Genomic DNA, 8,959 nt, shown 5'->3' on the forward strand with positions numbered 1-8,959 from the left:
AACATGTTTGCCGCATTCTCCCCGGGCAGCGACATCAAGCGGTACTACCGCGGCACGATGCCCCGGCTCGCACTGGTCGTCATCATGCTCATGCCGCTCCTCTACGGAGCGATGTACCTGTGGGCCTTCTGGAACCCCTTCGCCGCCGCCGACAAGATCCCGGTCGCGCTTGTGAACGAGGACCGGGGCGCCGTGGTGATGGGCGAGAAGCTCAACGCCGGCGAGCAGGTCGCCAAGGGCCTGATCGAATCCAAGCAGCTCGACCTGCACGAGGTCTCGCCTGCCGAGGCCGCCGACGGCGTCGCCCACGGCAAGTACTACTTCTCGATCACCCTGCCCGAGGACTTCAGCGAGGCGATCGCGTCCCCGACGAGCGACTCCCCGAAGTCCGCACAGCTGGTGTTCACCTACAACGACGCCAACAACTACCTGGCCACGATCATCGGCCAGGATGCCGCTCAGCAGGTCGTCAACAAGGTGAGCGCCCAGGTCGGCACCCAGACCTTCGACATCGTCCTCAACGACGTCGGCGGGGTGACCGGCAAGCTGACCCAGGCCGCCGACGGCGCGAACGAACTCGCCTCCGGGCTCAAGACCGCCAACACCGGCGCGGATGAGATCGCCACCAACATGGTCACCGCCAAGAACGGCGCCGATCAGCTCGCTAGCGGCCTCGGCGAGCTCGACTCCGCGCTCATCAAGGCGACCGATCCGCTGTTGAACGCTCTCGGCGCCGACCAGACCGGACTCTCCGCAGCCGAGGTCAACGCCGCCGCAGATCGTCTCGCGCGCAATGCCGGCGCGGCCTCGAAGGAACTGAGCGCCGCGGCCAACCAGCAGTCCCAGGCCAGCCAGGCGCTGGACAACGTGGTCAGCCAGCTGAGCGCGTCGTCGGACCCGACCGTGCGCGGCCTCGCCAATGCGCTCGCCCCGGCACAGCAGTTCCTGCGCACCAGCGGGCTCGGCCCCGATGCGAACAACCAGCTGAGCCAGCTCAACACCGACGCCACCGTCTTGTCGCAGCAGCTCGGCAACCCGAACAGCCCGCTGCGCCTGGGCCTCTCGCTGGCCGAGAACGGCGGCCTGCGCAACGACATCCTGGCGGCCCGCGGCGCGGCCAACGAGCTCGCGAGCGGCTCCGCCGAGCTCGCCACGGGCCTCGGCGAACTGAGCGCCGGCGCCGACCAGCTGGCCTCCGGCATGAAGGAACTGGCCTCCGGCTCCCAGGAACTCGCATCCGGCCTCGACGAGGGCGTCAAGGCCATCCCGGCGTGGACCAAGCAGCAGAAGGAAGAAATCGCCGCGACCCTCGCCGACCCGGTCGCGCTGAAGGAGGACTACACCCACGAGGCGCCGACCTTCGGCACCGGCTTCGCCCCGTTCTTCATGTCCCTCGCGCTGTTCGTGGGCGGCATCATCACCTGGATGCTGCTGACGCCGCTGCAGTCCCGCCCGATCGTGCAGGGCTTCTCGTCGATGCGCGTCGTCCTCGCCTCGTACGCCCCGGCGTTCACGATCGGCTTCGCCCAGGCAGCCATCCTGTACTCGGTCGTCACCTTCGCGGTGGGCCTGCGCGCCGTCCATCCGATAGCGACGTTCTTGTTCCTGTTGTTGGTGGTCGCGACCTTCATGGCGATGATCCAGATGTTCGACGCCGTGTTCGGCATAGCCGTGGGACGCGTTGTGACACTGGCATTCCTCATGGTCCAGCTGGTGTCCGCGGGCGGCATCTATCCGGTGCCCACCACCGCGAAACCGTTCCAGTACATCCACTACGTCGATCCGATGACCTACACCGTGGAAGGCCTGAGACAGCTCACGGTCGGCGGCATCGACTATCGACTCTGGCTGGCGATCGGCGTGCTCGCCGGTATCACCATCGTCTGCCTGCTCATCTCCGCATGGGCCGCGCGACGAAACCGCCAGTACACGATGGATCGGCTGTATCCGCCGGTGGAAGTCTAGGGAGGTCAAAACACCAAACCCCCACGAGAAACGGCTGTTTCGGGTAACACCGAGTGCAGTCGTCCGACCCCCGAAATCGGCACCAGTGAACCCGCATTGAAAGATCCAGGAGGAAACACCTTGACTTCCCAAGCTCGTGCGAACACGAACATCGGCGACGACCTGAACCTGCGCACCGTCTTCACCCGACCGGGCGAGGCGACCGATCTGCCGAAGTTCAAGCTCGCCGACAACATGTTGCTGCCCGAGACCGCCTACCAGATCGTCCACGACGAGGCGATGCTCGACGGCAACGCGCGCCTGAACCTCGCGACCTTCGTCTCCACCTGGATGGACGACGAGGCCAAGCGGCTGTACGCGGAGTCGGTCGACAAGAACATGATCGACAAGGACGAGTACCCGCAGACCGCCGCGATCGAGGATCGCTGCTGGCGCATCATCGCCAACCTGTGGCACAACCCGGACGTCGACAACGCCATCGGCACCTCGACGATCGGTTCGTCGGAGGCCTGCATGCTCGGCGGTCTCGCCCTCAAGCGCCACTGGCAGGCCCGCCGCAAGGCCGAGGGCAAGTCCATCGAGAAGCCGAACCTGGTGCTGTCCACCGCGGTCCAGGTGTGCTGGGAGAAGTTCTGCAACTACTTCGAGGTCGAACCCCGCTGGGTCCCGATCAGCGAGGAGCACCTGGTCCTCGACGGCCATGACCTCGAGAAGTACGTCGACGAGAACACCATCGGCGTCGTCGCCATCATGGGCCAGACCTACACCGGCATGTACGAGCCGGTGAAGGAGATCGCCGCCAAGCTCGACGAGATCCAGGCCAACACCGGCCTCGACGTCAAGATCCACGTCGACGGCGCGTCGGGCGCGATGATCGCCCCGTTCTGCCAGCCCGATCTGGAGTGGGACTTCCGCGTCGAGCGCGTCGTCTCCATCAACACCTCGGGCCACAAGTTCGGCCTGGTCTACCCGGGTGTCGGCTGGGTCGTGTGGCGCAGCGTCGAGGACCTGCCGGAGAGCATGGTCTTCCACTGCAGCTACCTCGGCGGCAACATGCCCACCCTGGCGCTGAACTTCTCGCGTCCGGGCGCCCAGGTCCTGCTGCAGTACTACCAGTTCCTGCGTCTCGGCTTCGAGGGCTACCGCCAGGTCCAGCAGGGTTCGCTCGACGTCGCCCAGTGGCTGTCGTCGGAGATCGCCAAGATCGACGCCTTCGAGCTGGTCAGCAAGGGCGACACCATCCCCGTGTTCGCCTGGCGCATGAAGAAGGGCCACACCGACAACTGGAACCTCTACGACCTGTCGGATCGCCTGCGCATGAAGGGCTGGCTGGTTCCCGCCTACCCGATGGCCGACGACCTGGCAGACATGACGGTCCAGCGCATCGTCGTCCGTGCCGGCCTCAGCCATGACCTCGCCCGCGCTCTCATCGCCGACATCAAGACCGAGGTCGAGTTCCTCGAGCGCCTCGAGGGCCCGATCCCGGCCGAGGGCGAGCGCAGCCACTTCCACCACTGATCGCCAGATCATCGCCAGTCGAGGTCCCCGGCCCGGGCCCCCGCCGGGCCGGGGACCTCGTCGCAAACAGGCTCGTCGCAGACAGGTAGGTAGACAATGAGCGTTGCCGCGTCGACCCCCGGGCGCAGCACAGTGTTCGTCCCGACACTGAACAAGCAGTGCTGGGGCTTCATGATCGGGTCGTCCCTGTTCGCGCTGAGCTCGGCACCCGGCTTCGGCTCTTGGGCCGGCTCCGGCGCCGTCAACCTGTGCTGCTTCATCGGAGCCTGGTTCTTCACCGCGGCCGGCCTGATCCAGCTGATCCTCAGCGGCCCGGTGACCACCAAGGTCGACTACGGCAGCGGCGTCATGGTGCGGGCCGACTGGCTCGCCGCCTCGACGCAGTCGCTGGGCACCGTCCTGTTCAACGTGAGCACCACGGCGGCCCTCACTGCACATTCGATTCCGTCGCAACGCGAGTTCGTGTGGTCGCCGGATGCCGGCGGTTCGATCCTCTTCCTCATCAGCGGCTTCCTCGCGGTGCGCGGCTACCGGCACGCGCACACCTGGTTCGATCCCCGATCGGCCGACTGGTGGTCGGTCCAGATCAACCTCATCGGCTGCATCGCCTTCGGCGTCGCCGCCGTCGGCGCCTACGTCTCCAAGGCCGGGGTCACCGTCGACACCGCGATGGCCAACTGGGGCACCTTCATCGGCGCCATCTGCTTCTTCCTGTCCTCGCTCGTCGTTCTGCCCGCGTGGACCCGCAGCAAGCCGGAGGCTGCAGCAGCATGACCGAACTGTTCGATGACGCAATGGATTTCGGCATCCCGACGCCAGTCGTCGAGTCCTGGCGTGATCGGATCGGCGCAAACCGGAACGAGGGACGAGCCCAACCGCTCCGCCTCTCCGGGCCCGAGGGCGTGGAGAACTACAGTCCGATCATCGAGGTACAGGTCGAGGACCCCGAGAAGTTCGACTCGCTCATCTACACGCGGCAGTTGTCGTTGATCACGACATTCTGCGCCCTGCACACGCCATTCCAACTGACCCGCACACCGCAGCTCGTTCTCGATACCCCCTCTGACGACCTCATCATCGCCGTCCACACCATGCGGGGCCGCCACACCGTCCGCCAAGGCACACGCGACTACGCATATCGGCCGGGGCAGTTGGCATTCGTCAGCAATGCGGCGCCCTACGTCGAGCGCACCTACGAAATCAACGACCCCGCCGGACTCATCGTCCCTCTCGAACTACTCGGCAGTCAGCGCCGCATCGCCGAGCAGGCGCGACGCCCGGTCGCGTCCGGCACTCTGCTGGCCCGCGCCACCGCGTCCTTCATCCTCCAGTTCACCTCCGACACGGCAGTCGAGGTCGCCGAGGCCACCGAGGAAACCGAGATGGCCGCCATCGAACTCGTGCGTGCCGCACTCGGTCAGCTCGACTTCGAGCAGCGCCCCATCACCGACAACGCGCTCTTCGTGCGCGAGGCGGTGAGCGACCTCATCGAACGCCATCACCGCGATCCGTCGTTCACGCCGAACCGGCTCGCGCGTCTTCTGCACATCAGCCGCCGACAGCTCTACCGCCACTTCGAGGACACCGAGGACTCGCTGGCCGCACGTATCGCGGATCGACGACTCAAGACCGCGTGCGAGCTCCTGCGCACACGTCCGGACCTGTCGGTCGCCGACGTCGCGCGCCTCTCCGGATTCCCGTCCAGTCCCACGATGCGCAACCGGTTCCGTGCCGAGTTCGGTTGCGGTCCCAGCGAATACCGTACCCGGGCCGCCTTCGAGGACGGGGTGATCCACCTCGGGCGCAACAAAGCCGCCGACTGAGGGTCGCACCGGCGCGCTCAGCCCAGCAGTGCCTGCGCGACGCGTTCCAGGGCGGCGACACGGCTGCCCTTGACCAGCACCGCATCCCCGGGCCCCAGGTCGTCGAGCGCGGCCACTGCCTCGTCGATGCCCGAGACGTGCCGTGCCGTGTCCCCGTAGTCCGGCTCGTCCACTGCGACGAGAGCGATCCCCAGGCCCGCGGCCTGCTCCGCGATCGCGAGGTGCTCGCGCGCCGAGTCGTCGCCGAGTTCGGCCATCGTGCCGAGCACCGCGACGCGCCGTCCCGCGGGCAGCGCCGCCAGCGACCGCAGTGCCGCCGACATCGACGTGGGGTTGGCGTTGTAGGCGTCGTTGATGATCGTGACGCCGCCGCTCGACCTCCCCAGTTCCATACGGAGACCGGACAGCTCGGCGGCCGACATCCCCGACGCGATGTCGGCGACCGACACCCCCAGTCCCCCGCCGGCCGCCGCGGCCGCCAGGGCGTTGGGCACCTGGTGCTCGCCGCGCGCGCCGAGACGCACGTCGGTGGATCCCCACGGGGTGTGCAGACGGAACGACGCTCGCAACTCGTCGTCGAGGACGATGTCGGAGGCGTACACGTCGGCGTCCGGGGACAGTCCGTAGCGCAGCACCCGCGCCGAGGTGCGCTCGGCCATCGGGGCGACGTACGGGTGGTCGTTGTTGAGCACCGCGATGCCGTCGGCGGGCAGGGCCTCGACGAGTTCCCCCTTGGCGCGGGCCACGGATTCGATGTCGCCGAACAGTTCGAGGTGCGCGCCCTCGACGCGGGTGATCACGCCGACCGTCGGGCTCGCGATCGAGCACAACAGCTCGATGTGCCCGATCCCGCGGGCGCCCATCTCCAGCACGACGGCCTCCACGTCGTCGTGCGCGAGGGCCAGGGTCAGCGGCAGCCCGAGCTCGTTGTTGAAGGACTTCTCGCTGGCCGCGGTCCGGTAAGTGGTCTTCAGGACCCCGGCGAGCAGATCCTTCGTGGAGGTCTTGCCGACGGAGCCGGTGATGCCGACGACGCGGTCCGGGATGCGGCGGCGCACCGCGCGTCCGAGATCGGCGAGTGCGAGCGCGGTGTCGGCGACGCGGATCGCGGTGCCGCCGGCCGTCTCGGGCCTCGAGGTGAAGTAGGCCGGCGCCCCCGCCTCGAGCGCCTTGCCGATGAAATCGTGGCCGTCGCGCTCGGCGACGATGGGGATGAACAGCTGACCCGGGCGGATGTTGCGCGAGTCGATGCTCGCACCGTCGATCCGGACGTCGGGACCCGACAACTCGCCGCCGGTCGCCGCCGCGACCTCACTCGCCATGAAATGCACGTGCTCCACGCTAGCCGACGGCGCCGCCCGGCCCCTTCGGCCGACCGGGGCACCCTGCTCGTCGGCGCCGGCGTGCTCGCGGAGGAGGTATGCCAGGCGGCGGGCGACCGTGTCGAACTCCACATCCGCGCCGACTCCGCGAGAACCCGCTCGCCGGTGCCCGTATCGTGACAGGCATGTCATCCCGGCTGTTGCGTCTTGTGGTCCTCTACGGCGGAGTCTCCGCCGAACACGATGTGTCCCGGGTGACAGCCGCTCACGTCCTGGCCGCCGCCGATCGGACGAAATACGACCTGGTCCCCATCGGCATCGCCAAGGACGGCACCTGGCTCCGCAACGACAAGGCCATCGCCGCCCTCGCCGACGGCACCGCCCTGCCGGACTCGCTCGAGGTGGCGGGCACCGCCATCGACCCCCTCACCGAACTCCGCGGCCACGCCGGCGAGGCCGTCACCGTCGTCCTGCCGCTGTTGCACGGGCCGCACGGCGAGGACGGCACCATCCAGGGCATGCTCGAGCTGTTCAAGCTGCCCTACGTGGGCTCCGGCGTGCTCTCGTCGGCGCTCTGCATGGACAAGGCCATGGCGAAGATCGTCGCCGCCCAGGCGGGCATCCCGCAGTGCCGCTGGATCGAGTTCCGCGACGGCGTCGACGACCCGCGCGCCATCGTCGGACGCGTCGTCGAGGAGCTCGGCCTCCCGGTCTTCGTCAAGCCCGCGAACCTCGGGTCGTCGGTCGGCATCAGCAAGGCCCACGACGCCGCCGAGGTCGACGAGGCGATCAACCTCGCCCTCCGCTACGACAACGTGGTGATCATCGAGGAGAACGTCGACGGCCGCGAGATCGAGATCGCCGTCCTCGGCGACACCGCGCCGGAGACATCCCTGCCCGGCGAGATCGAACCCGGCAGCGATTTCTACGACTACGAGGACAAGTACGTCACCGGCGCCGCGAAGCTCGTCATCCCCGCCCCGCTGCCCGACGAGGCGGTGGCACAGGTCCGGGAGCTCGCCGCGCGGACGTTCACCGCGATGCGCTGCAGCGGCATGGCCCGCGTCGACTTCTTCTACGAGGAGTCCGGACGTGGGTGGCTGCTCAACGAGGTGAACACCATCCCCGGATTCACCCCCGGCTCGATGTACCCGAAGCTGTGGGAGGCGACCGGGATCGCCTACCCCGATCTGATCGACCAGCTCGTCACCTTCGCGCTCGACGTCCATCGACGCCGCGTCGGGTTCTCGACCGAGCACTGACCTCCCCGGCCGGGGCCCGTGCACCCGCCCCCGGCCGGACGGCAATCGCCACTCCGGTTGGCCAACTCCCCGAAGCGGACGCCGAACGGCGGTAGCATCGCTGCCGTGACCGACACCCTGCCTCCCCGGGCGCTGCGCGTGCTGGTCTACTCCGACGATCCCGACACCAGGGCGCAGGTCATCGCCGCCCTGGGATCCCGCCCGTCGAGCGCCCTGCCAGAGCTCGCCTTCACCGAAGTCGCCACGGCTCCAATGCTGTTCAGCCAGCTCGAGGCCGGCGTCGTCGACGCGGTGATCGCCGACGGCGAGGCGACCCCGTACGGCGGCATGGGCGTCGCGAAGCAGATGAAGGACGAACTCGACCCCTGTCCGCCCGTCCTGGTGCTGCTCGGTCGCGCCGACGACCGATGGCTGGCCGACTGGTCGCGCGCCGACGCGTATGCGCACCTGCCCGTCGATCCGATCGCCCTCCCCGAGGCCTTCGTCGAGATGCTGGGAAACGCCGAACTGTCCCAAAATGGCTGACGCCCGCCAGACGACCACCTAGGCTTGTGTCGTAGCTCACATACGTGTGGGAGGGGCCGGACCGGCCGCCCGCGCGATGAGGACAACCGCCGAACCGATCCACCCACCAGGTGGATGCCGGCACCCTGAGCGAGGAGGAGTCCACGCTGTGAACGCCTACGTCCCGATCATGATCCTCGGGGCAATCGGCGTGGCGTTCGCCGTCTTCAGCGTGTTCGTCGGCGTCGCGATCGGGCCGAAACGGTACAACCGCGCCAAACTCGAGGCCTACGAATGCGGCATCGAACCGGTTGAGAAGAGCTATCTGGCCCCCTCGGGCGGGGCGGGCGCGGTCCGCCAGGTCCAGCGTGTGCCGGTCAAGTACTACCTGACCGCGATGTTGTTCATCATCTTCGACATCGAGATCGTCTTCCTCTATCCGTGGGCGGTCGCATTCGACTCGCTCGGATGGTTCGGCCTCGCCGCGATGCTGTTGTTCATCGTCAACGTCTCCGTCGCGTACGCCTACGAGTGGCGACGGGGCGGACTGAGCTGGGATTAGGGG

8 protein-coding genes are annotated in these 8,959 nt (G+C 67.9%); 7 read left to right on the forward strand and 1 reads right to left on the reverse strand.

The features are described from left to right. Positions 1-3: 3 nt before the first annotated feature. From GP2_RS14060 to GP2_RS14075, 4 genes are all read left to right on the forward strand, one after another. Positions 4-1,965 (forward strand): YhgE/Pip family protein, encoded by a 1,962-nt coding sequence (locus GP2_RS14060; protein WP_006901187.1) that lies wholly within the window; start codon positions 4-6, stop codon positions 1,963-1,965. A 120-nt stretch (positions 1,966-2,085) separates the two neighbouring features. Then, on the forward strand, positions 2,086-3,483 hold the full coding sequence (gad, locus tag GP2_RS14065) for a glutamate decarboxylase (RefSeq protein ID WP_006901188.1): 1,398 nt from the start codon (positions 2,086-2,088) through the stop codon (positions 3,481-3,483). Positions 3,484-3,579: 96 nt separating this feature from the next. Next, entirely contained in the window at positions 3,580-4,257 is a 678-nt protein-coding gene (locus GP2_RS14070; protein ID WP_040527082.1) for a hypothetical protein, read from the forward strand. Continuing rightward, positions 4,254-5,306: an AraC family transcriptional regulator gene (locus GP2_RS14075; protein WP_006901190.1), complete on the forward strand. Its 1,053-nt coding sequence runs from the start codon at positions 4,254-4,256 to the stop codon at positions 5,304-5,306. The genes GP2_RS14070 and GP2_RS14075 overlap by 4 nt, the downstream gene beginning before the upstream one ends. A 17-nt stretch (positions 5,307-5,323) precedes the next feature. On the opposite strand, the gene GP2_RS14080 is transcribed toward GP2_RS14075, so the two are convergent. After that, positions 5,324-6,628: a UDP-N-acetylmuramoyl-tripeptide--D-alanyl-D-alanine ligase gene (locus GP2_RS14080; protein ID WP_006901191.1), complete on the reverse strand. Its 1,305-nt coding sequence runs from the start codon at positions 6,626-6,628 to the stop codon at positions 5,324-5,326. A 185-nt stretch (positions 6,629-6,813) separates the two neighbouring features. Between GP2_RS14080 and GP2_RS14085 the strand changes: the two genes are divergently transcribed. From GP2_RS14085 to GP2_RS14095, 3 genes are all read left to right on the forward strand, one after another. Continuing rightward, the gene (locus tag GP2_RS14085; protein WP_040527083.1) at positions 6,814-7,890 is read left to right on the forward strand and encodes a D-alanine--D-alanine ligase family protein; all 1,077 of its coding nucleotides are present in this window, start codon (positions 6,814-6,816) and stop codon (positions 7,888-7,890) included. A 105-nt stretch (positions 7,891-7,995) separates the two neighbouring features. Further along, a complete protein-coding gene (locus GP2_RS14090; protein ID WP_006901193.1) occupies positions 7,996-8,415 on the forward strand; it encodes a DNA-binding transcriptional response regulator in 420 nt (139 codons plus the stop codon). A 148-nt stretch (positions 8,416-8,563) separates the two neighbouring features. After that, positions 8,564-8,956, forward strand: coding sequence for an NADH-quinone oxidoreductase subunit A (locus GP2_RS14095; RefSeq protein ID WP_006901194.1), 393 nt, complete (start codon positions 8,564-8,566; stop codon positions 8,954-8,956). Positions 8,957-8,959: the final 3 nt, after the last annotated feature.

The sequence above is a fragment of the Gordonia paraffinivorans NBRC 108238 genome, assembly GCF_000344155.1.
Taxonomy (GTDB): domain Bacteria; phylum Actinomycetota; class Actinomycetes; order Mycobacteriales; family Mycobacteriaceae; genus Gordonia; species Gordonia paraffinivorans.

What these genes read in the sequence shown, in the direction of transcription:
- GP2_RS14070 (WP_040527082.1), top strand. Translation starts at nt 3,580, where the DNA reads ATGAGCGTTGCCGCGTCGACCCCCGGGCGCAGCACAGTGTTCGTCCCG.
- GP2_RS14060 (WP_006901187.1), top strand. Translation starts at nt 4, where the DNA reads ATGTTTGCCGCATTCTCCCCGGGCAGCGACATCAAGCGGTACTACCGC.
- GP2_RS14075 (WP_006901190.1), top strand. Translation starts at nt 4,254, where the DNA reads ATGACCGAACTGTTCGATGACGCAATGGATTTCGGCATCCCGACGCCA.
- GP2_RS14080 (WP_006901191.1), bottom strand. Translation starts at nt 6,628, where the DNA reads ATGGCGAGTGAGGTCGCGGCGGCGACCGGCGGCGAGTTGTCGGGTCCC.
- GP2_RS14085 (WP_040527083.1), top strand. Translation starts at nt 6,814, where the DNA reads ATGTCATCCCGGCTGTTGCGTCTTGTGGTCCTCTACGGCGGAGTCTCC.